This is a genomic window from Pseudomonas entomophila, assembly GCF_018417595.1.
Taxonomy (GTDB): Bacteria; Pseudomonadota; Gammaproteobacteria; order Pseudomonadales; family Pseudomonadaceae; genus Aquipseudomonas; species Aquipseudomonas entomophila_C.
Map to the genome: position 1 here is coordinate 1,209,458 of NZ_CP070982.1, position 25,209 is coordinate 1,234,666.

The window sequence follows — 25,209 nt, forward strand, 5'->3', positions numbered from 1 at the left end:
GGGCGAGATGATAGCGGTGATGGAGAAATACCTGTCGCGCAGGGAAAAGGGCGTGGCCTGGAGCGGATGTTAGGGTCATGACTCAGGCCCGGCCCGACCGAGCGCAACCTCCACATCGATCGAAAAGACCGCCCCGAATGGAAATCCGCCTGCTCCACGGCGCCGCCATCGCGCCTTACCTCGATGACCTTGCTCGGTTGCGCCTGACGGCGTTTCGAGAGTTCCCTTACCTGTACGACGGCGTTGCGCAGGACGAAGCTGACGCCCTGTCTTCCTACGCAGAGTCCGGACGCAGCCTGGTGGTGTTGGCGCTCGACGCAGGCCAGGTGGTGGGCGCGTCCTGTGGCCAGCCATTGGTCGACGCCGCTGCCGAGCTCCAGCAACCGTTCCTGGCCCAGGGGCGCGACCCGAATTCAATCTACTTCTTTGGCGAGTCGGTGTTGATGCCGGCCTATCGAGGCCGGGGCCTGGGCGTGCGGTTTTTCATCGAGCGCGAGTCCTACGCCCACAAGCTTGCCGAGTTCGACTATTGCGCGTTTTGTACCGTCGAGCGCCCGGCCGGGCACCCGCGCCGCCCAGTGGACTACAGGCCGTTGCATGGCTTCTGGCGAAACCGGGGCTTCCTGCATGAGCCGTCGTTGCGCACGTCCCAGCGTTGGCGGGATCTGGACGATGAGGAACAGTCCACCAAGATCCTGTCCTTCTGGCTCAAGGCGCTTCCGGTGTAAGGCGCACCTGGGCTGCAGATCGCGAGCAAAAAAAACCGCCCCATGACGGAGCGGTTCTTTTAGCGGGAAGGCGCTGTTACTTCACTTCCACCGCCAGGCTTTCGGCGATCTTGCTCTGCCACAGCGCAGGGCCGGTGATGTGCACCGACTCACCCTTGCTGTCCACCGCGACGGTGACCGGCATGTCCTTCACTTCGAACTCGTAGATCGCTTCCATGCCCAGCTCGGCGAAGGCCAGGACCTTCGACTTGCGGATGGCCTGGGCCACCAGGTAGGCGGCGCCGCCGACGGCCATCAGGTACACGGCCTTGTTGTCCTTGATCGCCTCGATGGCGGTCGGGCCACGCTCGGACTTGCCGATCATGCCCAGCAGGCCGGTTTGCTCGAGGATCTGGCGGGTGAACTTGTCCATGCGGGTGGCGGTGGTCGGGCCGGCAGGGCCTACCACTTCGTCACCGACCGGGTCGACCGGGCCGACGTAATAGATGAAGCGGCCTTTGAGGTCGACCGGCAGCTCTTCGCCACGGTTGAGCATCTCGACCATGCGCTTGTGCGCGGCGTCACGGCCGGTGAGCATCTTGCCGTTGAGCAGGATGGTCTCGCCCGGTTTCCAGCTGGCGACTTCTTCCGGAGTGATGTCGTCCAGGTTGACGCGGCGGGCGCTCGGGCCGGCTTCCCAGACGATTTCCGGGTAGGCGTCCAGCGAAGGCGCTTCCAGTTCGGCCGGGCCGGAGCCATCGAGCACGAAGTGGGCGTGACGGGTGGCGGCGCAGTTGGGGATCATGCACACCGGCAGCGAGGCGGCGTGGGTCGGGTAGTCCATGATCTTGACGTCGAGCACGGTGGTCAGGCCGCCCAGGCCCTGGGCGCCGATACCCAGCTGGTTGACCTTGTCGAACAGCTCCAGGCGGATCTCTTCGAGGCGGTTCTGTGGACCACGGGCTTTCAGCTCATGGATGTCGATGGACTCCATCAGCACTTCCTTGGCCATCACCGCGGCTTTCTCGGCGGTGCCGCCGATGCCGATGCCCAGCATGCCAGGCGGGCACCAGCCGGCGCCCATGGTCGGGACGGTCTTGAGCACCCAGTCGACGATCGAGTCGGACGGGTTGAGCATGGCCATCTTCGACTTGTTCTCGGAGCCACCGCCTTTGGCGGCCACGTCGACTTCGACCTTGTCGCCTGGGACGATCGAGTAGTGGATCACCGCCGGGGTGTTGTCCTTGGTGTTCTTGCGGGCACCGGCCGGGTCGGCCAGGATCGAGGCGCGCAGGACGTTTTCAGGCAGGTTGTAGGCGCGGCGCACACCTTCGTTGATCATGTCGTCGACGCTCAGGGTGGCGCCGTCCCAGCGCACGTCCATGCCGACGCGGATGAACACGGTGACGATACCGGTGTCCTGGCAGATCGGGCGGTGGCCGGTGGCGCACATGCGCGAGTTGATCAGGATCTGGGCGATGGAGTCGCGCGCGGCGGGCGACTCTTCACGCAGGTAGGCCTCGTGCATCGCCTGGATGAAGTCGACGGGGTGGTAGTACGAAATGAATTGCAGGGCGTCGGCGACGCTCTGAATCAGGTCGTCTTGCTTGATCACGGTCATGCAGCGCGCTCCTCTTAAAGACGGGAACATTCGAAAAGGCATTCCGACAGTGCACACCTGTATGTCAGGAACGCCTGGCAAGGCGCCGGCTGGTCGGGCCGGCACAAAAAAGGCGCGGCAGTATACCGTGCCCCGCCGTGGGAAACACCTGCACGTGGTCTGGACCAAGGTCGGCAGGGGGCGGGCATCCTTCTTGCTGGCGCCGTAGAATGGGCAAAGAGCGACCCCAACCTCGTAGGAGCCGGCTTGCCGGCGAACCGCTCTCGAATCCGCCCCCACTGGAGAACACATGCCTGAACTATGCGTGGGCGAACACCGTTGGACAGTACCAACCGCCAGCAACCTGCTCGACGCGCTCAACGACGCGGGCTGTGCTGTGCCCTACAGCTGCCGTGCCGGCAGTTGCCATGCCTGCCTGGTGCGTTGCCTGGATGGGCAGCCCGACGACGCCAAGCCCGAGGCGCTGGCGGCGGACAAGCGCGAGCAAGGCTGGCGGCTGGCCTGCCAGTGTTCGGTCAGCGGCGACTTGCGGGTGGCATTGTTCGATCCGCAGCGCGACGGGTTGCCCGCATGGGTGCGTGAGTTGGCCTGGTTCGGCGATGTGCTGTGCCTGCGCCTGCAACCTGAAAGGCCACTGCGCTACCAGGCCGGACAGCACCTGGTGCTGTGGTGTGCTGATGCCGCACGGCCCTATTCATTGGCGAGCCTGCCCGGGGAGGAGGATTTCCTGGAGTTCCACATCGATTGCAGTCGTCCTGGCGCATTCTGCGACCGTGCCAGGCAACTAAAGGTGGGCGACGCAATGAGGCTTGGCGAGTTGCGCGGTGGTGCATTGCACTATGACCCGGACTGGCACGGGCGCCCACTCTGGCTGCTGGCGGCCGGTACAGGGCTTGCACCCTTGTGGGGCATTTTGCGCGAGGCATTGCGCCAGGGGCATCAAGGGGAGATCAGGGTGATGCATGTGGCACGCGATCAGGCAGGGCATTACCTGGCCGAGCCGTTGTCGCGAATGGCAGGTGTGACTGTCGAGCTGGTCTTGGCGGATCAGTTGGAGGAGGCGTTGGCGAGGTTGCGGCCGTCTTCGCGGCAGACGATGGCGCTGGTGTGCGGGGCGCCGGGGAGTGTCGAGCGGTTTGCGCGGCGGCTGTTCATTGCCGGGGTGCCGCGCAATCAGGTCTTGGCGGATGTGTTCACCGAGCATGCCTGACGTGTTGCCGTAGCTTGTACGGGCCCCTTCGCGGGCAAGCCCGCTCCCACAGAGGAAAAACATGGTCCCTGTGGGAGCGGGCTTGCAAGGAGACCCGCTTGAAGCAGATCAGCCGACCAGCGGATCACCCACGTGCAGGATCTTCATGCCGTTGGTGCCACCGATGGTGTGGTAGCTGTCGCCCTTGGTCAGGATCACCCAGTCACCTTGCTCCACCAGCCCACGCTTGAGCAGCTCGTCGACCGCCGCCTGGCTCACCTTGTCGGCCGGCAGCGAAGCCGGGTCGAAGGCGATCGGGTAGACGCCGCGGAACATCGACGCGCGCGCTTGCGTTGCGCGGTGCGGCGACAGGGCGAAGATCGGCACGTGCGAACGCAGGCGCGACATGATCAGCGGGGTGTAGCCACTTTCGGTGAGGGCGATGATCGCCTTGACGCCCGGGAAGTGGTTGGCGGTGTACATGGCCGCCAGGGCGATGCTCTCGTCGCAGCGCTCGAAGGTGGTGTGCAGGCGGTGGCTGGACTTCTGGTTGGTCGGGTGCTTTTCAGCGCCCATGCAGATGCGCGCCATGGCCTGGACGGCTTCGATCGGGTAGGCACCGGCGGCGCTTTCGGCCGACAGCATCACCGCGTCGGTGTTGTCGAGCACGGCGTTGGCCACGTCGGACACTTCGGCGCGGGTCGGCATCGGGTTCTGGATCATCGACTCCATCATCTGGGTTGCCACGATCACCGCCTTGTTGTTGCGGCGGGCGTGCTGGATGATCTTTTTCTGGATACCGATCAGCTCGGCGTCGCCGATTTCCACACCCAGGTCGCCACGGGCCACCATCACGGCGTCGGAGGCGGCGATCAGGCCGTCCAGCGTCTCGTCGTCGGCCACGGCTTCGGCGCGTTCGATCTTGGCCACCAGCCAGGCGCTGCCGCCAGCTTCGTCACGCAGCTTGCGGGCGTATTCCATGTCCTTGGCGTCACGCGGGAACGACACGGCCAGGTAGTCCAGGTCCATTTCCGCGGCCAGCTTGATGTCGGCCTTGTCTTTTTCGGTCAGGGCCGGGGCGGTCAGGCCGCCGCCTTTGCGGTTGATACCTTTGTGGTCGGACAGCGGGCCGCCGACGATCACCACGCAGCGCAGGGCGTCCGCTGTGGCGGTCTCGACGCGCATGACCACGCGGCCATCGTCGAGCAGCAGCTCGTCACCGACGCCGCAGTCCTTGACCAGATCGGGGTAGTCGATGCCGACGATATCCTGGTTGCCTTCGGTCAGCGGGTGGGCGGTGGAGAAGGTGAAGGTGTCACCGACTTTCAGTTCGATGCGCTTGTTGGCGAACTTGGCGATACGGATCTTCGGACCTTGCAGGTCGCCCAGCAGCGCGACGTGACGGCCGTTCTTGGCGGCGATGTCGCGGATCAGGCGGGCGCGGGCCTTGTGCTCGTCCGGCGTGCCGTGGGAGAAGTTCAGACGTGCCACGTCCAGGCCGGCGAGGATCAGCTGTTCGATCACTTCCGGCGAGTTGCTGGCGGGGCCAAGGGTGGCGACGATTTTGGTGCGGCGGATGGACATGCACAGACTCCTATAGTGAAGCGCAGCGAAAGGCTACTCCTGAATCTCGCTGTAGTCATTGTTCCGTTGCACTACCTGTGCACGCGCGTGGGTGGCATGTGAACGGTCGAGGTATGCTTGCAAATGCCTGTGAAGATTTGTCGAAAAAGGCCGATACACTGCCATCAAAGGAGAATTCCCATGCGCACCCTGATCGTTTTGACCATGGCGGCCAGTGTCGTCGGCTGCACCCGCTGGTCCATGGACCATCACCTGAACAACGCCTACCGCGCCTACGACCGCGGTGATTGCTCGAAAGTGATGCTGGAGCTGTCGCAGGTCGACCGCACCAGCCGTGCCCGCCCGTTCATCCACCCGGAAGTGTCGTTGCTGCGTGGCCAGTGCCTGGAGCGCCAGAAGCTCTTCGTCGATGCCGCGCAGACTTATCAGTACCTGATCCAGCAGTACCCGCGCAACGAATACGCCTACCGTGCCCAGGCCCGTCTGCAGACGCTGGAGAAGCTGGGCCACCTGCGTGGCACGGAAGCGGCGGTGGCCAATCCGGTGAACACTACACCTTGGCGTTAATGCCAAGGTTTCCATGATTTCATGTAGAGGCTGCCGCCGACTGGGCTAATCTGTTAAACATGTTGTATCGATTATCGCCAGTACCTTGTCTTCCTGGCTCCAGGTACAGGAACGCGCTGCGACCATGTTCATCGAACGCCATATCCAACGCCATCAGCTCCCCTGCGTGCTCAAGGTTTTCAACCGCTTCACCGACCAGCAGATCGGTTACCTGGGCAACGCATCCGAAGATGGCCTGATGCTGATCAGCCAGTTGCCGATCCTGGCAGGGCCGGACTTCGAGCTGCAACTGCGCGTGCCGCTGGCCGGCGGCGGGCTGCAGTTCATCAACCTCACTGCCAGTTGCCTGTGGTGCCGTGAAGACGAGACGCCGGGGCACTACGATGCTGGCTTCATGCTGCTGCAGGCCCCCCAGGAATACGATGAGTTCGTTCGCTCTCTGCGTGCCTTCTTCAGCTTCCGCCCCGTGAATGCTTCTGCCTGAGCACTGGCCCAGGCCCGGTACAGCCCGCTAGACTCTGGTCGACCTTGTTACAGGAAGACCCCGTGAGCTCCAGCATCTTCTGGCACGACTACGAAACCACCGGTATCAATCCGCGTTGCGACCGCCCGCTGCAGATGGCCGGTGTGCGCACTGACCTCGACCTCAACGAGATCGAGGAACCGATCAACCTCTACTGCCGCCCCTCGGACGATATCCTCCCGCACCCTGCCGCTTGCCTGGTGACCGGCATCACGCCGCAGCAGCTGGCCAGCCAGGGGCTGTGCGAGGCCGAGTTCATGACGCGCGTGCACACCGAACTGGCGCGCCCAGGTACCTGTGGGGCCGGCTACAACACATTGCGCTTCGATGACGAAGTTACCCGTTACAGCCTCTATCGCAACTTCTTCGACCCCTACGCCCGCGAGTGGCAGGGCGGCAACAGCCGCTGGGACCTGATCGACGTGGTGCGTACCGCCTACGCCTTGCGCCCCGAGGGGATTGTCTGGCCGCAGCAGGACGGGCGCACCAGTCTGCGCCTGGAGTTGCTCAGCAAGGCCAATGGCATTGACCACGGCCATGCCCACGAAGCACTTTCCGACGTGCGGGCAACCATCGCCCTGGCCCGCTTGATTCGTGATCGACAACCGAAGTTGTATGACTGGCTGTTCCAGTTGCGCAGCAAACATAAAGTGATGGAGCAGATCCGCCTGTTGCAGCCTTTAGTGCATGTCTCCGGTCGTTTTTCGGCGGAGCGCAACTATATCGGCGTGGTGTTGCCGCTGGCCTGGCACCCGCGCAATCGCAACGCGTTGATAGTGTGTGACCTGGGCCAGGACAGCGCGCCGTTGCTGAAGGAAAGTGCGCAAGTGTTGCGTCAGCGTTTGTACACGCGCCGTGAAGATATGGCCGAAGGTGAACTACCGGTGCCGTTGAAGTTGGTGCATATCAATCGTTGCCCAGTCGTGGCGCCGTTATCGGTAATACGTGCGCAAGATCAGCAGCGGCTGGGGATCGAGATGTCGACGTTGCAGTCGCATGCTGACCATCTGGCCAATCAGCAGGCAACCTGGCGCGACAAGCTGGATATTATCTTTGAAGAAGAGGCGTTTGCCCCGACGGAGGATCCGGAACAACAGCTGTATGACGGTTTCCTCGGGGATCGCGATCGGCGCTTGTGCGAGCAAGTGCGCGGCGTGGATCCAGCTCAACTGGGTCAAGGGCACTGGATGTTCGATGATCCGCGCTTGCCGGAGTTGCTGTTCCGCTACCGTGCGCGCAACTTTGCCGACACGCTTGATGAGCAGGAGCTCGCGCGTTGGCATGGGTTCTGTCAGCAACGTCTGAGCGATCCGAAGTGGGGAGCACCCAATACACTCGGTGACTTCGAGATGGCATGCCAGAGCAGTCTGGTTAATGCTGACGAGGCCGGGCGGAAGGTGCTGGAGGCTTGGCAGGCCCATGCCGGGCAACTGAAAGCGCACTTCCAGATCTGAAGGGAATGGACAAACAAAAACGCCGGCAAGTGCCGGCGTTTTCATGTTGGAACTGAAGCGCGGTGCGCAAATCAGTCCAGCAGGGTGGCCCAGCTTTCGACGACGTCGCCGCCCCACTTGGCTTTCCACTCTTTCAGGGTTTTGTGGTTACCGCCCTTGGTTTCAATAACCTCGCCATTGTGCGGGTTCTTGTACTGCTTGACCTTGCGCGCACGCTTGGTAGTGGTGGTTTTGGCGGTGCCGCGTGGCGCTTTGCTCAGTTTGCTTTCCGGATCGAGCAGGGCGATCACGTCACGCAGGGACTTGGAGTATTCGCCCATCAGGGTGCGCAGTTTGCCTTCGAACTCCAGCTCTTTCTTCAGTTTGTCGTCTTGCGACAGGTTGGCCAGGCGAGCTTGAAGTTCCTTGATGGCTTCTTCGGTAGCGCGGTATTCGTTGATCAGGGACATGGAGTGTTCCTAAATTCATGTGGAAGGGGACAGTGAGGGCAATAATAGACAGGCGATACTCGCAAGTAAACAATAAAAAAAATTGAATCAATTAATGATGGCGAGTGATAGCGTCACTGTTAGGTTAAGAAAAATTTACATATTCATGCGGGGCAGGGTCATTTTCCCGTCGAAACAAGGGGGATGTCCTGCGTCGACCGTGGAGTATGGCTGGCCCGCGCAGTGTGTCGATCAATACTGCGTTTTTCCCGGCGGCCCGCTAGAATGGGCCCTTTGCGAAGTTCTTGGAGTCTTTCTCATGCGCACCTACCGACTGGTGATTGCTTGCCCCGACCGCGTCGGCATCGTGGCAAAAGTCAGTAATTTCCTGGCCCTCTACAACGGCTGGATCAACGAGGCCAGCCACCACTCCGACGAACAGAGCGGTTGGTTCTTCATGCGCCATGAGATCCGCGCCGAATCCCTGCCGTTCGGTATCGAGGCTTTCCGCGAGGCCTTCGCGCCGATCGCCGAAGAGTTCTCCATGACCTGGCGTATCACCGATTCGGCGCAGAAGAAGCGCGTGGTGTTGATGGCCAGCCGCGAGTCGCACTGCCTGGCCGACTTGTTGCACCGCTGGCACACCAACGAACTGGACTGCGAGATCCCCTGCGTGATCTCCAACCACAACGACCTGCGCAGCATGGTCGAATGGCACGGTATTCCGTTCCACCATGTCCCGGTCGACCCGAAAGACAAGCAGCCGGCATTCGCCGAGGTTTCGCGCCTGGTTCAGGAATACGCGGCCGACGCCGTGGTACTGGCGCGCTACATGCAGATTCTGCCGCCGCAGCTGTGCCAGGAGTACGCGGAGAAGGTCATCAACATCCACCACAGCTTCCTGCCCTCGTTCGTCGGTGCCAAGCCTTATCACCAGGCGGCCCTGCGTGGCGTGAAACTGATCGGCGCGACGTGCCACTACGTCACCGAGGAGCTGGATGCCGGCCCGATCATCGAGCAGGATGTTGTGCGCGTGAGCCACGCTGACAGCATCGAGGACATGGTCCGCTTCGGCCGTGACGTGGAGAAGATGGTCCTGGCCCGTGGCCTGCGTTATCACCTGGAAGACCGCGTGCTGGTCCACGGCAACAAGACTGTCGTGTTCAACTGAGGCGAGCATTGGCCTATGGCAGACCCACGTGACAAGGCCGGTGCCGTGGCGCCGCCCACCTTGGGCGAGGGTTGCCTGGCCCGTTTCGATCCCGATGCGATGAGCGATGAAGACGGCACCGAGTTCCCCGGTGCCGCCGAGCTTTGGGATGCACTTAATGCGTCTGGCGAGCCCAGCGCTGAGCCGGTTGCCAAACTACGGCGGTGACTTGATCAGGGCGTGCCAGTGCGGGGCATGGAGCCCTTCCAAAGGGGCCCCTGTGCCCTATCAAGACCGGCCTGCATAAGAAGGCGGTTGCCCCCACAGCGAACACTGTTCACCATGGGAGCGCCCGCAGGCGGCTCCAGGTCAGATGCGGAAGCTACCGACCAGCTGCTTCAGGCGCCCGGCCTGCTGCTCCAGGTCCGAGCACGCGCGCAGGGTGGCCTGCAGGTTCTCGACCCCTTCCTGGTTGAGCATGTTGATCTCGTTGATGTCCATGTTGATCGAGTCGACCACGGCGGTCTGTTCCTCGGTGGCGGTGGCCACCGACTGGTTCATGCCGTCGATCTCGCCGATGCGCTGGGTGACGCTGCCCAGGCGTTCACCGGCCTGGTTGGCGATGTCCATGCTGTCCTGGCTGTGGCGCTGGCTCTGGCCCATGGTGTCGACCGATTCACGGGCGCCGACCTGCAGTTCCTCGATCATCTTCTGCACCTGTTGCGCCGACTCCTGGGTGCGGTGGGCAAGGTTGCGCACTTCGTCCGCCACCACGGCGAAACCACGCCCGGCTTCGCCGGCGCGGGCGGCCTCGATCGCGGCATTCAGTGCCAGCAGGTTGGTCTGCTGGGAGATGCTGGTGATCACTTCGAGGATCTGGCCGATGTTGACGGTCTTGTTGTTGAGCGTCTCGATATGCTCGCTCGAGGTGACGATCAGGTCCGACAGGCGGTTCATCGCATCGATGTTGCGCTGCACCACTTGCTGGCCTTCCTCAGCCAGCAGGCGGGCGGAACTGGCATGTTGCGAGGCCTGGGCGGCGTTGCCGGCAATTTCCTGGGCGGCGGCACCGAGCTGGTTGATGGCGGCGGCGACGCTGTTGGTGCGGTTGGACTGTTCGTCGGAGTTGCTCATCGACGAGTTGGAGGCGCTGATCACTCGCAGGGCCACTTCGTTGACCTGCTCGGTGGCCGACGACACTTCGCGAATCGAGCCGTGGATACGCTCGACGAAGCGGTTGAAGGCGGTGCCGAGGATACCGAACTCGTCGTGGTTGTGGATTTCCAGGCGACGGGTCAGGTCGCCTTCGCCCTCGGCGATGTTCGCCATGGCGCGGGTCATGGTGTGCAGCGGTTGCATCAGCACGTTGATCAGCAGGCCCAGCAGGGCAATGATGATCACCACCGCCACCAGGGTGGCGATCACCGCCGAGGTGCGGAAGGTGCTGAGCATCGAGAAGGCCTTATCCTTGTCCACCGACAGGCCGATGTACCAGTTGGCCGAAGGCAGGCCCTTGACCGGGGTGAAGGTGAGCAGGCGGGTCTGGCCATTGAGCTCGACCTCGGTCAGGTCACCGGACAGGCGCGGGGTGTTCTGCGGGAACAGGTCCGACAGCGACTTCATCACCAGGTTCTTGTCCGGGTGCACCAGGATCTTGCCCTGGTCGTTGACCAGGAAGGCGTAGCCCATGCCGCCGAAGTTCAGCGCGTTGATGATCTCCACCAGGCCGTCCAGGGCCAGGTCGCCACCGACCACGCCGACCGAGCGCGAGGCAGTGTCGACGATCGAGATGACCATCTTGTTGGTGGCCATGTCGATATAGGGCTCGGTGAGCATCGGCCCATTGGCGTTCAGGCCATCCTTGTACCAGGGGCGTACGCGCGGGTCGTAGCCGTCGGGCATCTTGGTGTCGGGGCGCACGGTGAAGGTGCCGTCGGGCTGGCCCAGGTAGATGGTCAGGAAGCTTGAGGTCAGGGCGTTCTGGCCGAGCAGGGCGCCGGCGTTCTGTGGTGATTGGGCGAGGTTCTGGGCGACGTTCTCGACCAGTTTGATACGCCCTTCGAACAGGTTGCGAATGTTCGTGGACGTCGATTCGCCCATTTCAGCCAGGTAGTTCTCCAGGTTGGCGCGAATGGCATTACGCTGGAGATAGTCGTTGTAGAGGGTGAACAGGCTGAAGGCGAGGATCACGATCAGTGATGCCGCCAGAAGAATCTTGTGGCTGAAACGAAGGCTTTTATTCATGACGTGATGCGTCCGCTAAGGTTTTGTTATCGGGTCGTTCGCACAAAGCACGGCTGGAAAACAGTGCAACAATTCCCGTGAGTCCTTTTCGGGTTGTTACTGTCTTTCTGGGAAGAATCATTTTGAAATATCGGCAGTCAGGTGGCAGAACTTGAGTAGGGGATGAAGCAAGATGTCAGATTCTTCGCAAATGGTTGTAGGTGCTGGCCCTGATGGCCAGCCCGTGTCACAGGCCATGCGCCTGGCCAATCGCCATGGTTTGGTGGCGGGGGCGACCGGTACCGGCAAGACCGTCACCTTGCAGCACTTGGCCGAGCTGTTCAGCGATGCGGGTGTCGCGGTGTTCGCCGCGGATGTGAAGGGTGACCTGTGTGGCCTGGGCGCCAGCGGTGCGCCCCAAGGCAAGGTGGCCGAGCGAATCGCCGGGATGCCCTGGTTGAACCACAGGCCACAGGCTTATCCGGTCACCTTGTGGGATGTCGCCGGGCAATCCGGGCATCCCTTGCGCACCACCTTGAGCGACATGGGGCCTTTGCTGCTGGGAAATCTGCTTGAACTGACCGACAGTCAGCAGGCCGCGCTGTACGCAGCCTTCAAGGTGGCCGACCGCGAAGGGCTGCTGTTGCTCGACCTGAAAGACCTCAAGGCCCTGCTCGCGCACCTGAAGGATAACCCCCAACTGCTGGGCGAGGACAGCGCGCTGATGACCAGCGCCTCCACTCAAGCCCTGCTGCGTCGATTGGCGACCCTCGAGCAACAAGGGGCCGAGGCGCTGTTCGGCGAGCCGGCCCTGCAGCTGGAAGACTTGCTGCGGGTCGACGGCGATGGTCGCGGACGCATCCACCTGCTCGACGCCAGCCGGTTGGTGCATGACGCCCCCAAGGTCTATGCGACTTTCCTGCTCTGGCTGCTGGCTGAGCTGTTCGAGCAGTTGCCCGAGCGTGGTGATGCCGACAAGCCGGTGCTGGCGCTGTTCTTCGACGAGGCGCACTTGCTGTTCAATGGCACTCCAAAGGCCTTGCAGGACCGTCTGGAACAAGTGGTGCGGCTGATCCGCTCCAAAGGCGTGGGGGTGTATTTCGTCACCCAGTCGCCCGGGGACCTGCCCGATGCTGTCCTGGCCCAGTTGGGGCTGCGTATCCAGCACGGCCTGCGGGCATTCACGGCCAGGGAGCAGAAGTCGCTGCGCGCCGTGGCCGATGGTTTCCGCCCCAACCCTGCATTCGACAGCCTGGCGGTGTTGACCGAGCTGGGTATCGGTGAGGCGCTGGTGGGCACGTTGGAGGAGAAGGGGACGCCTGCGATGGTCCAGCGAGTGCTGATCGCGCCGCCCCAGTCACGGATCGGGCCGCTGACTGCCGCCGAGCGTGGGGCGCTGATCAGCGCCTCGCCTCTGGCGGGGCGTTATGACAAGCCGATCGATCGCGAGTCAGCATATGAAATGCTCACCCAGCGCAAGGGCGAACCGGTTGAGCCGGCGCCGCAAGCGAAGGTGGACGAGGATAGCTTTGCCGACAAGGCCGGGGAATTCCTGCAAAGCGCGGCGGGACAGGCAATCAAGTCGGCGGTGCGCCAGGCGGCTAATCAGTTGGGCCGGCAGTTGGTGCGTGGCTTGATGGGGTCGTTGCTGGGTGGGAAGAAGCGCTAGGCCAGCTTGTGCTTGCAGGAGCGGCCTTGTGCCGCGAAGGGGCTGCGCAGCAGCCCTGGCAGTCTTGAGGTGAACCGAAGATCAGGGGGCGCTTTGCCCCCCCTTCGCGGCACAAGGCCGCTCATACATGGGTGGTGTAGGGACATATAGAATGAAAAAGGCGCCCGAAGGCGCCTTTTTCATTACAGTGCAATCACTCAGCCGATGGCCTTGGAGGCCAGCCAGAACAGGCCGGCTGCCAGGCCCATCGAGGCCGGCAGGGTGAGCACCCAGGCCAGCAGGATGGTCTTCACCGTGCCGCCCTGCAGGCCGCTCTTGTTGGCGACCATGGTGCCGGCCACGCCCGACGAGAGCACGTGGGTGGTGGACACTGGCAGGCTGAAGATGTTGGCCATGCCGATGGCGCAGGCCGCGGTGATCTGCGCCGACATGCCCTGGGCATAGGTCATGCCCTGTTTGCCGATCTTCTCGCCGACGGTCAGCACCACGCGTTTCCAGCCGACCATGGTACCCAGGCCCAGGGCCAGGGCGACGGCGACGATCACCCAGAACGGCGCATATTCGGTGGTGGCGGTCAGGTCCTTGCGCAGTTTCTCCAGGTCGGCCTTTTCACGGGCTTCCAGGCCTGGCAGCTTGCCGACCTTCTTCGCCGTGTCGTCCAGGCACAGCAGGTAGCGGCGCACTTCGACGCGCTTCTCGGCGCTCAGGGCGCGGTAGTCGGTCACGCCGGCGAGCGAGGACTGCAGGGCGGCGATGGTCGGTTCGGTCTGCTGCGGGTTGCAGCTGAACTGTTCCGGCAGGTCGCTCGATTGCGCCTTGCCCAATGCCAGGAACTCGCCGAGGGTGGCGGCGTTGCGCTGGTAGAACTGGCTCAGGTGCATGGTTGCGTCGCGGGTACGCTCGATCTGGTAGGTGGTGCTGTTCAGGTCGAGGACGAACTTGGCCGGGACGATACCGATCAGTACCAGCATGATCAGGCCGATGCCTTTCTGGCCGTCGTTGGAGCCGTGCACGAAGCTCACGCCCATGGCCGAGATCACCAGCACCAGGCGGTTCCAGAACGGTGGGTGCTTCTTGTCGTCGAGCTTGCGGCGCTGTTCGGGCGTCTTGTGCATCTTCGACAGCGGGCGCCACCACTTCAGGCCGAGCAGCACCAGGGCTGCAACGGCAAAGCCAGCCATTGGCGAGAGGACCAGCGACGTGGCGATGTCGATCGCCTTCTGCCAGTTCACGCCATCGCCCAGCGGGATGTCGCTGATCAGTGCATTGGCCAGGCCGACACCGAGGATCGAGCCGATCAGGGTGTGCGAGCTGGAGGCCGGGATACCGAAGTACCAGGTGCCCAGGTTCCAGGTGATGGCTGCGGCCAGCAACGAGAAGACCATGGCCAGGCCGTGCCCGGTGTTCACATTGATCAGCAGTTCGACCGGCAGCAGGTGGACGATGGCGTAGGCCACCCCGACACCGCCGAGCAGAACCCCGAGGAAGTTGAACACACCGGAGAAGAACACGGCCAGGTGCGGTGGCATGGCTTTGGTATAGATGACAGTGGCTACCGCGTTGGCGGTGTCATGAAAGCCATTGATGAACTCGAATGCGAGGACGAAGGTCAAAGCGAGCGTCAGGCTCACGATAACCCAGGCATCCAGTCCGCTGAATAAATCGATCATGAAGGTTTTCTGGCGGTCTTAGGGGGGCGGGATTATGCCAGAAAACCATGGCAATCGATGCACCTGCCGCTGACCGATGGCAGGGCGGCGGGTGTCGTCGATGGCGGTGCTGGCAATGCGGTGGCAGCTGAAAATGCGCGAAAAATTCGGCAATTTCTAGAAAAATCAAAGATTTGATGCGTAAGTGGATTTCAGTCCAGGTTTCAAACGATTGTATGAAATTTGTGTGAATCCATTTCACCGAGGCTGTTTCGACCACGTTCACGCGCGCCAAGGCGATCACCGATCGCGCGATGGCATCATGCAGGTTCATCACCTTCGGTGCGCAGTTCCTTCTCCATCTTTTCCAGTTCCTGGGCAAAGGCCTGGTCGCGGACAGTGGCGCGTTTGCGCCAGGGTTTGCGCTCCGGTTCGGGTTGCGCGGCATAGGTGGTGACTTCACCACCGTAAACATCCTTGTAACGTTCAGCCTGGCGCTCGAGTTCCGCGCGCAGTTCTTCTTTCGTCACAGTAATACCTGAATAGGTTGAAGTTTGGCGCTGGCGTTGCAGGACACAAATAATGTGTGGGCACACCGCCGGCGCGAAATGATTCGTCGCGAGGACACGGGTGGAGAGTGAAGGGCAACCTGGGAAAGTGCCTTTGATCACCACTGGGCAAGCCATGCCTGAGGCGATGGTCCTGAAGGTCGGAAAGCGACGAAGGTGGGTCGATTGGATCCGTAATAGTGCATTTGAACAATCAACCGGGGCGATTATAGCAACCGCCAAGTCGAAGACTATCGTTCTTTACTTGTTACTGACAAGGTCACTGAAGTTGTCATTGACTGCCGTGGGCATTCGGCTCTGCGCGCGTCAGCAGGAAGTTCACGCTTCTTGAGGCGTGGAAGTTTACTTCAAGCCGCTGAAATGAAAACGGCCTCGCGGGAGGGCGAGGCCGTTGCCTGGGACTTCTACGGTGGGTACCTGACCAGTCTCTCCAAAGAAGCCACATGTGGCAGGGGAAAGGTATAAGCAAAAGTGTCAGCGGTCAATTGCGATTATCGGCCGTTCGTTCGATAATCGCACGAACCAGCGTTTTTTTGAGGCGAGTCCATGAGCGAAGAAACCAACGGCCCCCTGGCGAATGAACCTGCAAAGGGCGCGACGCCTGCCATGGCACCGCCGATCGTGGCTTCGGCGGCCAAGCGCATCCAGGCGTTCACCGGCGATCCGGACTTCATGACCTCCCTGGCCCGTGGCCTGGCGGTGATCCAGGCATTCCAGGAACGCAAGCGGCACCTGACCATCGCCCAGATCAGCCATCGCACGGAGATCCCCCGCGCGGCCGTGCGCCGTTGCCTGCACACCCTGATCAAGCTGGGTTATGCCACCACCGATGGCCGCACCTATTCATTGCTGCCCAAGGTGCTGACGCTGGGACACGCCTATCTGTCCTCGACCCCGCTGGCGGTTTCGGCCCAACCCTACCTGGACCGGATCAGCGACCAGCTCCACGAGGCGGCCAACATGGCCACCCTCGAAGGCGACGACATCCTTTATATAGCCCGCTCGGCCACGGTGGAGCGACTGATCTCGGTGGACTTGTCGGTGGGCGGGCGGCTGCCGGCCTACTGCACGTCGATGGGGCGGATTCTCCTGGCGGCGCTCGACGACGCCAGTCTTCACGAGTACCTGGAGCGTGCCGACCTCAAGGCCCGAACCAGTCGTACCCTGCATGATCCGGAGTCGTTGTTCGCCTGCATCCAGCAGGTGCGCCAGCAGGGTTGGTGCGTGGTCGACCAGGAGCTGGAGCAAGGGCTGCGCTCGATTGCCGTGCCGATCTACGATGCCTCCGGGCAGGTGCTGGCGGCGCTGAATGTCAGTACTCATGTTGGGCGGGTCAGCCGCAGCGAGCTGGAGCAGCGTTTCCTGCCGATCCTGCTGGCGGCCAGCCGGGATCTTTGTCATCAGTTGTTCGGTTGATAATGGGTTAGCAAAAATCTGTAGGAGCGGCTTTAGCCGCGATGCGGGCAACGCGGTGTCTGGCACCCGCTTAGCGGGTGATCGCGGCTGAAGCCGCTCCTACAGGTAAGTTATGCGTTAACTAATCGAACAGCCCATCTGCTTTCCTGTTCGATAAACGCACAATCTCGTTTCCAATGAATTGCGCAGCCCACGCCTGCTGATTAATGTCTGTCGCACGAGTCGGCTTTGCCGACCCGACAATAACAACAGGCCAGAAGGGCTCCCCATGAAAACGCCTCTCTCGTTGTCGCGGCCGCACCCGCGCACGGTGCCATTGCGCTCAGGCTGATCCAGCGCCTGTCTATCCGAGAAGTTTCCTGCCCCTGCGTTTTACTTTTACGCAGTCGCCTGCCTGCGCCTCTCTCCTGGATAACAATAATGAACAAACCGCAATCCTTAGTCGGCCAATGCCTCGACGTCCAGTCGTTCATCAATGGCCAGCCCCTCTCCCGTTATCAATGGCGGGTGGTCATCCTGTGCTTTCTGATTGTCTTTCTCGATGGCCTCGACACCGCAGCCATGGGCTTCATCGCCCCGGCGTTGTCCCAGGAATGGGGGATCGACCGCGCCAGCCTTGGCCCGGTGATGAGCGCCGCGCTGATCGGCATGGTGTTTGGCGCGCTGGGTTCCGGCCCGCTGGCCGACCGCTTCGGGCGCAAGGGCGTGCTGGTGGCGGCAGTGCTGGTGTTCGGTGGGTTCAGCCTGGCTTCGGCCTATGCCAGCAATGTCGACCAGTTGTTGGTACTGCGCTTTCTCACAGGCCTCGGCCTGGGCGCGGGCATGCCCAATGCCACCACGTTGCTTTCCGAGTACACGCCTGAGCGTCTCAAGTCGCTGTTGGTGACCAGCATGTTCTGTGGTTTCAACCTGGGCATGGCCGGTGGCGGTTTCATGTCCGCCAAGCTGATCCCGGCCTATGGCTGGCACAGCCTGCTGGTGATCGGCGGGGTGCTGCCCTTGCTGCTGGCGCTGGTGCTGCTGGCCTGGCTGCCGGAGTCGGCGCGTTTCCTGGTGGTGCGCAACCGCAGTGTGGACAGGATTCGCAAGACCCTGGCGCCCATCGCGCCGACGGTGGTCGCGCAAGCGTCGAGCTTCAGCGTGCCGGAGCAGAAGGCGGTGGCCACGCGCAATGTGTTTGCGGTGATCTTCTGCGCAACCTATGGCTTGGGCACCCTGTTGTTGTGGCTGACCTACTTCATGGGCCTGGTGATCGTCTATCTGCTGACCAGCTGGCTGCCCACCTTGATGCGCGACAGCGGCGCGAGCATGGAACAAGCCGCGTTCATCGGTGCCTTGTTCCAGTTTGGTGGTGTGCTCAGCGCGGTGGCGGTGGGCTGGGCCATGGATCGCTTCAATCCGCACACGGTGATCGGCCTGTTTTACTTGCTGGCCGGTGTGTTCGCCTATGCGGTAGGACAGAGCCTGGGCAACATTACCTTGCTGGCCACACTGGTGCTGATCGCCGGCATGTGCGTCAACGGTGCGCAGTCGGCCATGCCTTCGTTGGCGGCGCGGTTCTACCCGACTCAGGGACGGGCCACCGGGGTGTCGTGGATGCTCGGGATCGGGCGGTTCGGTGCGATTCTGGGGGCCTGGAGCGGAGCGACCTTGCTTGGGTTGGGTTGGAGTTTCGAGCAGGTGCTGACGGCCTTGCTGGTGCCGGCGGCACTGGCGACGGTAGGGGTGGTGGTGAAGGGGTTGGTGAGCCACGCCGACGCCACCTGACCAGGCTCCTACAGTTGAGGGGATGTCGATCCAGCCAACAAACCGTTCGATAATCGAACATTAGTGCGATTATCGGATTGTAACGCCGCCAGCATCCTCCTTAATCTGGGCCCATCGCAGCGATGCATCGGCCCGCTGCTCACTGACCCGACTCGTCCTGACCAGGAGTCTCCAATGGCAGCAATCCTCTCGCTTCACGAGGCCGTGAAGCAGTTCATCCAGGATGGCGACAGCGTCGCCCTCGAAGGCTTCACCCACCTGATCCCGACCGCCGCAGGCCACGAGATCATCCGCCAGGGCAAGCGCGACCTGACCCTGGTGCGCATGACTCCGGACCTGATCTACGACCAGTTGATCGGTGCCGGCTGTGCGCGCAAGCTGATCTTCTCCTGGGGCGGCAACCCCGGTGTCGGTTCGCTGCACCGCTTGCGCGACGCCGTCGAGAAGCAGTGGCCGCATGCCATCGAAATCGAGGAGCACAGCCACGCTGACCTGGCCAACGCTTATGTCGCCGGTGCTTCCGGCCTGCCGTTCGCGGTGCTGCGTGCCTACGCCGGCTCCGACCTGCCGAAGGTCAACCCGCTGATCAAGAGCGTCACCTGCCCATTCACCGGCGAAGTCCTCGCCGCCGTGCCTTCGGTGCGCCCGGACGTCACCGTGATTCACGCGCAGAAGGCTGACCGCAAGGGCAATGTGCTGCTGTGGGGCATCCTGGGCGTGCAGAAGGAAGCGGCCCTGGCGGCCAAGCGCTGCATCGTCACCGTCGAGGAGATCGTCGATGACCTGAATGCACCGATGAATGCCTGTGTGCTGCCGACCTGGGCACTCAGCGCGGTATGCCTGGTACCAGGCGGCGCTCATCCGTCTTATGCCCATGGCTACTACGAGCGCGACAATCGCTTCTACCAGGCTTGGGACCCGATCGCCCGCAGCCGTGAGTCGTTCACTGCCTGGATCGACACCTACATCCGTGGCACCCAGGACTTCACTGAATTCCAGGCCAAGCTGGCCAGTACCGCGGAGGCCGCGCAATGAGCTACTCCACTTCCGAAATGATGACCGTCGCCGCTGCCCGTCGTCTGCGCAACGGCGCTGTCTGCTTCGTCGGTATCGGCCTGCCGTCAAAGGCCGCCAACCTGGCGCGCCTGACCTCGTCGCCCGACGTGGTGCTGATCTACGAGTCCGGTCCGATCGGTGCCAAGCCCAGCGTGCTGCCGCTGTCGATCGGCGATGGCGAACTGGCCGAAACCGCAGACACCGTGGTGCCGACCGGCGAGATCTTCCGCTACTGGCTGCAGGGCGGGCGAATCGATGTCGGTTTCCTCGGCGCCGCCCAGGTCGACCGCTTCGGCAACATCAACACCACCGTGGTGGGCGACTATCACGCGCCGAAGACCCGCCTGCCGGGTGCCGGCGGCGCGCCGGAGATCGCCGGCTCCGCCAAGCAGGTGCTGATCATCCTCAAGCAGTCGCCGCGGGCGTTCGTCGACAAGCTCGACTTCATCACCTCGGTCGGCCATGGCGAAGGCGGCGATTCGCGCAAACGCCTGGGCCTGCAAGGGGAAGGGCCGGTCGGCATCATCACCGACCTGTGCATCATGGAGCCGGAAGAGGGCACCCACGAGTTCGTGGTCACCGCGATCCATCCGGGGGTGACCCGTGAGCAGATCATCGCCGCCACCGGCTGGGCGATCCGCTTCGCCGACGATGTGCAGGAAACCGCCGCGCCGAGTGACGTCGAATTGTCCGCCCTGCGCGACCTCGAAGCCCGCACCGCCGCCGCCCATGGCCAGACGGCAGGAGAAGCCTGATGCGTGACGTATTCATCTGCGACGCCATCCGTACCCCCATTGGCCGCTTCGGCGGTGCCCTGGCCGGCGTGCGTGCCGACGACCTGGCGGCGGTGCCGCTCAAGGCGCTGATCGAGCGCAACCCGGGCGTGCAGTGGGACCGGCTCGACGAAGTGTTCTTCGGCTGCGCCAACCAGGCCGGTGAGGACAACCGCAACGTCGCGCGCATGGCGCTGTTGCTGGCTGGCTTGCCCGCAAGCATTCCCGGGGTGACCCTCAACCGCTTGTGCGCCTCGGGCATGGATGCCATCGGCACCGCTTTCCGTGCCATCGCCAGCGGCGAGATGGAGCTGGCCATCGCGGGCGGCGTCGAGTCGATGTCCCGTGCGCCATTCGTCATGGGCAAGGCCGAGAGCGGCTATTCGCGCAACATGAAGCTGGAGGACACCACCATCGGCTGGCGTTTCATCAACCCGTTGATGAAAGCCCAGTATGGCGTGGACGCGATGCCCGAGACCGCCGACAACGTCGCCGACGACTATCAGGTGTCGCGTGCCGACCAGGACGCTTTTGCCCTGCGTAGCCAGCAGAAGGCGGCTGCCGCGCAGGCTGCGGGGTTCTTTGCCGAGGAAATCGTGCCGGTGCGCATCGCTCACAAGAAAGGCGAAACCGTGGTCGAGCGCGATGAACACCTGCGGCCGGACACCACGCTGGAGGCATTGAGCAAGCTCAAGCCGGTGAATGGCCCGGACAAGACCGTCACCGCCGGCAATGCCTCGGGTGTCAACGATGGGGCGGCGGCCTTGATTCTTGCTTCGGCCGAGGCCGTCAAGAAGCATGGCTTGACCCCACGCGCCCGGGTGCTGGGCATGGCCAGTGCCGGTGTGGCGCCACGGGTGATGGGCATCGGCCCGGTGCCGGCTGTACGCAAGCTGACCGAGCGCCTGGGCGTGGCGGTGGCGGATTTCGATGTCATCGAGCTGAACGAAGCGTTTGCCAGCCAGGGCCTGGCGGTGCTGCGCGAGCTGGGTGTGGCGGACGATGCGCCGCAGGTGAACCCCAACGGTGGCGCGATTGCCCTGGGGCATCCACTGGGGATGAGCGGGGCACGGTTGGTGCTGACGGCGTTGCACCAGTTGGAGAAGCGCGGTGGGCGCAAAGGGTTGGCGACCATGTGTGTCGGGGTTGGCCAAGGGTTGGCGCTGGCCATCGAGCGGGTTTGATCCTGAGTAGCGCACGGTCCCCCGTAGGAGCGGCCTTGTGTCGCGAAAGGGCTGCAAGGCAGCCCCGGCAATCTTGAAGGGGCCTTCAGATCCTGGGGCTGCTACGCAGCCCTTTAGCGACACAAGGCCGCTCCCACACAGTAGGCGGTGTGTTGAAGTGGAACGAGATTGTTACTGGGCATGTCTAGACTTTGCAGTGACCCCCCAGGAGTGAAAAACACCATGACTTCCAGCTACTACACCGGCGAAGAACGCAGCAAACGCATCTTCGCCATCGTCGGCGCCTCGTCGGGCAACCTGGTGGAATGGTTCGACTTCTATGTCTACGCCTTCTGCGCGATCTATTTCGCCCCGGCCTTCTTCCCCTCCGACAACCCCACCGTGCAATTGCTCAACACCGCCGGGGTATTCGCCGCCGGCTTCCTGATGCGCCCCATCGGTGGCTGGATCTTCGGCCGCCTGGCGGACCGTCATGGGCGCAAGAATTCGCTGATGACCTCGGTGTTGATGATGTGCTTCGGCTCGCTGATCATCGCCTGCCTGCCCACCTACGCCAGCATTGGTGCCTGGGCGCCGGCCCTGCTGTTGCTGGCACGGTTGATCCAGGGGCTGTCGGTGGGCGGCGAGTACGGCACCACCGCCACCTACATGAGCGAAGTGGCCCTGCGCGGCCAGCGCGGTTTCTTCGCCTCGTTCCAGTACGTCACCCTGATCGGCGGCCAGTTGCTGGCGGTGCTGGTGGTGGTGATCCTGCAGCAACTGCTCACCGAGGAAGAGCTGCGTGCCTACGGCTGGCGCATCCCCTTCGTGGTCGGCGCCATCGCCGCGCTGATCTCGCTGATGCTGCGCCGCTCGCTGAAAGAGACCAGCAGCGCCGAGAACCGCCAGGACAAGGAGGCCGGGACCATCGGCGGCCTGTTCCGTCACCACACCGCCGCCTTCATCACGGTGCTTGGCTACACCGCCGGTGGTTCGCTGATCTTCTACACCTTCACCACCTACATGCAGAAGTACCTGGTCAACACAGCCGGGATGAACGCCAAGAGCGCCAGCTTCGTGATGACCGGCGCGCTGTTCCTGTTCATGATCCTGCAGCCGGTGTTCGGCATGCTCTCGGACCGTATCGGCCGACGCAACTCGATGCTGCTGTTCGGCGCGCTGGGGACGATTTTCACCGTGCCGCTGCTGATGGCGCTGAAGACCGTCACCAGCCCGTTCATGGCCTTCGTGCTGGTGACCCTGGCGCTGTGCATCGTCAGTTTCTACACCTCCATCAGTGGCCTGGTGAAGGCCGAGATGTTTCCGCCGCAGGTACGCGCCCTGGGTGTCGGCCTGGCCTATGCGGTGGCCAACGCGGTGTTCGGCGGCTCGGCCGAGTATGTGGCCCTGAACTTGAAAAACATGGGCATGGAGAACACCTTCTACTGGTACGTGACCGCCATGATGGCGATCGCCTTCCTGTTCAGCCTGCGCCTGCCGAAGCAGGCGGCGTACCTGCACCATGATCACTAAGGACATTGCATGAGCAACCAGCTGTTCGATGCCTACTTCACCGCGCCGGCCATGCGCGAGGTTTTTTCCGATCGTGGCCGGCTGCAAGGCATGCTCGACTTCGAGGCCGCGCTGGCCCGCGCCGAGGCGGCCGCCGGGTTGGTGCCGCACACGGCGGTGATGGCCATCGAGGCGGCGTGCAAGGCCGAGCGCTACGATGTGCAGGCCCTGGCGCAGGCCATCGCCGTCGCCGGCAATTCGGCGATCCCGCTGGTCAAGGCGCTGGGCAAGGTGGTCGCCAGCGGCGTGCCCGAGGCCGAGCGCTACGTGCACCTGGGCGCCACCAGCCAGGATGCGATGGACAGCGGTCTGGTTTTGCAGTTGCGCGATGCGCTGGCGCTGATTGAAAGCGACCTTGCCAAGTTGGCCGACACCCTGGCCCGCCAGGCATTGCAGCATGCCGACACGCCGTTGGTGGGGCGGACCTGGTTGCAGCACGCCACACCGGTGACGCTGGGTATGAAACTGGCTGGCGTGCTCGGTGCCTTGACCCGCCATCGCCAGCGCCTCAAGCAACTGCGACCGCGCCTGCTGGTGCTGCAGTTCGGCGGTGCCTCCGGCAGCCTGGCGGCATTGGGCAGCAAGGCCCTGCCGGTGGCCGAGGCGCTGGCTGAACAGCTTGAATTGAGCGTGCCCGAGCAACCGTGGCACACCCAGCGCGACCGTCTGGTGGAGTTTGCCTCGGTGCTGGGCCTGATCGCCGGCAGCCTGGGCAAGCTCGGCCGCGATGTCAGCCTGCTGATGCAGACCGAGGCGGGCGAGCTGTTCGAACCTGCCGCGCCGGGCAAGGGCGGTTCTTCGACCATGCCGCACAAGCGCAACCCGGTGGGGGCGGCGGTGCTGATCGGCGCCGCCACTCGCGTGCCGGGGCTGGTCTCGACACTGTTCGCCGCCATGCCCCAGGAGCATGAGCGCAGCCTGGGCCTGTGGCACGCCGAGTGGGAAACCCTGCCGGAGATCTGCTGCCTGGTCTCCGGCGCCCTGCGCCAGGCCCAGGTGATCGCCGAAGGCATGGAGGTGGATGCCGCGCGCATGCGCCGCAACCTCGACCTCACCCAGGGCCTGGTGCTGGCCGAAGCGGTCAGCATCGTCCTGGCCCAGCGCCTGGGGCGCGACCGCGCCCATCACCTGCTGGAGCAGTGCTGCCAGCGCGCGGTGGCCGAGCAGCGCCACTTGCGTGCCGTGCTCGGCGACGAGCCGCAGGTCAGCGCCGAGTTGTCCGCCGATGAGCTTGACCGCTTGCTCGACCCTGCCCATTACCTTGGTCAGGCCCGTGTCTGGGTGGCGCGCGCCGTGGCCGAACATCAACGTTTCACCGCCTGAAAGGAGACCGCTGTGGCGCACGTGCAACTGGCCGATGGCGAACTGCATTACCAACTCGATGGCCCTGCCGATGCCCCGGTGCTGGTGCTGTCCAACTCGCTGGGCACCGACTTGCACATGTGGGATGCGCAGGTCCCGGCGTGGCGCGAGCATTTTCGCGTGCTGCGCTACGACACCCGGGGGCACGGCGAGTCGTTGGTGACCGCTGGCCCCTACAGCATCGAGCAACTGGGTGGTGATGTGCTGGCCCTGCTCGATGCCCTGGATATCGAAAAAGCCCATTTCGTCGGCCTGTCCATGGGCGGCCTGATCGGCCAGTGGCTGGCGATCAACGCCGGCCATCGCCTGCTCAGCCTGACCCTGTGCAACACGGCGGCGAAGATTGGCAGCGACGAGGTCTGGAATACCCGTATCGACACGGTGCTCAAGGGCGGCCGACAGGCCATGGGCGAGCTGCGCGATGCCTCGATCGCCCGCTGGTTCACCCCGGCCTTCGCCGCGGCCGAGCCGGAGCAGGCCCAGCGCATCTGCCAGATGCTGGCGCAGACTTCGCCCGAAGGCTACGCGGCCAACTGTGGCGCGGTGCGCGATGCCGACCTGCGTGACCAGCTCAACCATATCCAGGTGCCGACCTTGATCGTCGCCGGCACCGCCGATGCGGTTACCACCCCCGAACATGGTCGTTTCATGCAGGCCGGCATCCTCGGTGCCGAATACGTCGAGTTCCCGGCGGCGCACTTGTCCAACGTCGAGATTGGCGCGCCGTTCAGCCGCCGTGTGCTCGACTTCCTGCTGAACCGCTGAGG

General features: G+C 63.3%; 22 protein-coding genes and 1 pseudogene. 16 read left to right on the forward strand and 7 right to left on the reverse strand.

Going from position 1 to position 25,209, the window contains the following annotated elements; genetic code table 11:
- Positions 1 to 137: 137 nt before the first annotated feature.
- On the forward strand, positions 138 to 728 hold the full coding sequence (locus tag JYG34_RS05335; protein WP_213659773.1) for a GNAT family acetyltransferase: 591 nt from the start codon (positions 138 to 140) through the stop codon (positions 726 to 728).
- A gap of 76 nt (positions 729 to 804) precedes the next feature.
- Here the strand turns inward: JYG34_RS05335 and JYG34_RS05340 are convergent, their stop codons facing one another.
- Positions 805 to 2,328, reverse strand: a complete 1,524-nt coding sequence (locus JYG34_RS05340; RefSeq protein ID WP_011532463.1) for a fumarate hydratase — start codon at positions 2,326 to 2,328, stop codon at positions 805 to 807.
- Positions 2,329 to 2,617: 289 nt separating this feature from the next.
- Here JYG34_RS05340 and JYG34_RS05345 point away from each other — a divergent pair, with 289 nt between their 5' ends.
- The gene (locus JYG34_RS05345) at positions 2,618 to 3,538 is read left to right on the forward strand and encodes an iron-sulfur-binding ferredoxin reductase (RefSeq protein WP_213659774.1); all 921 of its coding nucleotides are present in this window, start codon (positions 2,618 to 2,620) and stop codon (positions 3,536 to 3,538) included.
- A gap of 108 nt (positions 3,539 to 3,646) precedes the next feature.
- On the opposite strand, the gene pyk is transcribed toward JYG34_RS05345, so the two are convergent.
- Positions 3,647 to 5,101 (reverse strand): pyruvate kinase, encoded by a 1,455-nt coding sequence (gene pyk, locus JYG34_RS05350; RefSeq protein ID WP_011532465.1) that lies wholly within the window; start codon positions 5,099 to 5,101, stop codon positions 3,647 to 3,649.
- Between the two features lie 180 nt (positions 5,102 to 5,281).
- Between pyk and JYG34_RS05355 the strand changes: the two genes are divergently transcribed.
- The 3 genes from JYG34_RS05355 to sbcB all read left to right on the forward strand — a co-directional run bounded on the left by JYG34_RS05355 (position 5,282) and on the right by sbcB (position 7,645).
- Positions 5,282 to 5,668: a hypothetical protein gene (locus JYG34_RS05355; protein ID WP_011532466.1), complete on the forward strand. Its 387-nt coding sequence runs from the start codon at positions 5,282 to 5,284 to the stop codon at positions 5,666 to 5,668.
- Positions 5,669 to 5,792: 124 nt separating this feature from the next.
- Complete coding sequence (locus JYG34_RS05360) at positions 5,793 to 6,152, forward strand: PilZ domain-containing protein (protein WP_213659775.1); 360 nt, start codon at positions 5,793 to 5,795, stop codon at positions 6,150 to 6,152.
- 62 nt (positions 6,153 to 6,214) lie between these two features.
- Complete coding sequence (gene sbcB / locus JYG34_RS05365; protein ID WP_213659776.1) at positions 6,215 to 7,645, forward strand: exodeoxyribonuclease I; 1,431 nt, start codon at positions 6,215 to 6,217, stop codon at positions 7,643 to 7,645.
- A gap of 71 nt (positions 7,646 to 7,716) precedes the next feature.
- On the opposite strand, the gene mvaT is transcribed toward sbcB, so the two are convergent.
- Entirely contained in the window at positions 7,717 to 8,094 is a 378-nt protein-coding gene (gene mvaT, locus JYG34_RS05370; protein ID WP_213659777.1) for a histone-like nucleoid-structuring protein MvaT, read from the reverse strand.
- Positions 8,095 to 8,392: 298 nt separating this feature from the next.
- Between mvaT and purU the strand changes: the two genes are divergently transcribed.
- Together purU and JYG34_RS05380 are read left to right on the forward strand one after the other, a co-directional pair.
- On the forward strand, positions 8,393 to 9,244 hold the full coding sequence (gene purU / locus JYG34_RS05375) for a formyltetrahydrofolate deformylase (RefSeq protein WP_011532470.1): 852 nt from the start codon (positions 8,393 to 8,395) through the stop codon (positions 9,242 to 9,244).
- Positions 9,245 to 9,259: 15 nt separating this feature from the next.
- Complete coding sequence (locus tag JYG34_RS05380) at positions 9,260 to 9,451, forward strand: hypothetical protein (RefSeq protein ID WP_213659778.1); 192 nt, start codon at positions 9,260 to 9,262, stop codon at positions 9,449 to 9,451.
- Between the two features lie 141 nt (positions 9,452 to 9,592).
- Here the strand turns inward: JYG34_RS05380 and JYG34_RS26585 are convergent, their stop codons facing one another.
- Both JYG34_RS26585 and JYG34_RS26590 read right to left on the reverse strand, forming a co-directional pair.
- Positions 9,593 to 10,357 carry a methyl-accepting chemotaxis protein gene (locus JYG34_RS26585; RefSeq protein ID WP_373694313.1) on the reverse strand — a complete coding sequence of 255 codons (765 nt, stop codon included), beginning with the start codon at positions 10,355 to 10,357 and terminating at the stop codon, positions 9,593 to 9,595.
- A 93-nt stretch (positions 10,358 to 10,450) separates the two neighbouring features.
- A pseudogene (locus JYG34_RS26590) lies at positions 10,451 to 11,467 on the reverse strand (HAMP domain-containing protein); the annotation flags it as partial.
- A 172-nt stretch (positions 11,468 to 11,639) separates the two neighbouring features.
- On the opposite strand from JYG34_RS26590, the gene JYG34_RS05390 reads away from it, so the two are divergent.
- Complete coding sequence (locus tag JYG34_RS05390; protein WP_213659780.1) at positions 11,640 to 13,115, forward strand: helicase HerA-like domain-containing protein; 1,476 nt, start codon at positions 11,640 to 11,642, stop codon at positions 13,113 to 13,115.
- Between the two features lie 197 nt (positions 13,116 to 13,312).
- Here the strand turns inward: JYG34_RS05390 and JYG34_RS05395 are convergent, their stop codons facing one another.
- Together JYG34_RS05395 and JYG34_RS05400 are read right to left on the reverse strand one after the other, a co-directional pair.
- Entirely contained in the window at positions 13,313 to 14,785 is a 1,473-nt protein-coding gene (locus JYG34_RS05395; protein WP_011532474.1) for an inorganic phosphate transporter, read from the reverse strand.
- Between the two features lie 299 nt (positions 14,786 to 15,084).
- Positions 15,085 to 15,294: a hypothetical protein gene (locus tag JYG34_RS05400; protein ID WP_011532475.1), complete on the reverse strand. Its 210-nt coding sequence runs from the start codon at positions 15,292 to 15,294 to the stop codon at positions 15,085 to 15,087.
- A 585-nt stretch (positions 15,295 to 15,879) separates the two neighbouring features.
- Here JYG34_RS05400 and pcaR point away from each other — a divergent pair.
- From pcaR to pcaD, 8 genes are all read left to right on the forward strand, one after another.
- Positions 15,880 to 16,749 (forward strand): pca regulon transcriptional regulator PcaR, encoded by an 870-nt coding sequence (gene pcaR / locus JYG34_RS05405; RefSeq protein ID WP_213659781.1) that lies wholly within the window; start codon positions 15,880 to 15,882, stop codon positions 16,747 to 16,749.
- Positions 16,750 to 17,169: 420 nt separating this feature from the next.
- Positions 17,170 to 18,516, forward strand: a complete 1,347-nt coding sequence (locus JYG34_RS05410; RefSeq protein ID WP_213659782.1) for an MFS transporter — start codon at positions 17,170 to 17,172, stop codon at positions 18,514 to 18,516.
- A gap of 174 nt (positions 18,517 to 18,690) precedes the next feature.
- A complete protein-coding gene (locus JYG34_RS05415; protein WP_213659783.1) occupies positions 18,691 to 19,551 on the forward strand; it encodes a CoA transferase subunit A in 861 nt (286 codons plus the stop codon).
- Complete coding sequence (locus JYG34_RS05420) at positions 19,548 to 20,327, forward strand: CoA-transferase subunit beta (protein WP_213659784.1); 780 nt, start codon at positions 19,548 to 19,550, stop codon at positions 20,325 to 20,327. Before JYG34_RS05415 ends, JYG34_RS05420 begins: the two co-directional genes overlap by 4 nt.
- Positions 20,324 to 21,529: a 3-oxoadipyl-CoA thiolase gene (pcaF, locus tag JYG34_RS05425; RefSeq protein ID WP_213661117.1), complete on the forward strand. Its 1,206-nt coding sequence runs from the start codon at positions 20,324 to 20,326 to the stop codon at positions 21,527 to 21,529. Before JYG34_RS05420 ends, pcaF begins: the two co-directional genes overlap by 4 nt.
- Positions 21,530 to 21,751: 222 nt before the next feature.
- A complete protein-coding gene (locus tag JYG34_RS05430; protein WP_011532482.1) occupies positions 21,752 to 23,041 on the forward strand; it encodes an MFS family transporter in 1,290 nt (429 codons plus the stop codon).
- Between the two features lie 9 nt (positions 23,042 to 23,050).
- Positions 23,051 to 24,403: a 3-carboxy-cis,cis-muconate cycloisomerase gene (locus tag JYG34_RS05435; RefSeq protein WP_213659785.1), complete on the forward strand. Its 1,353-nt coding sequence runs from the start codon at positions 23,051 to 23,053 to the stop codon at positions 24,401 to 24,403.
- A gap of 12 nt (positions 24,404 to 24,415) precedes the next feature.
- Entirely contained in the window at positions 24,416 to 25,207 is a 792-nt protein-coding gene (pcaD, locus tag JYG34_RS05440; RefSeq protein WP_213659786.1) for a 3-oxoadipate enol-lactonase, read from the forward strand.
- Positions 25,208 to 25,209 lie beyond the last annotated feature (2 nt).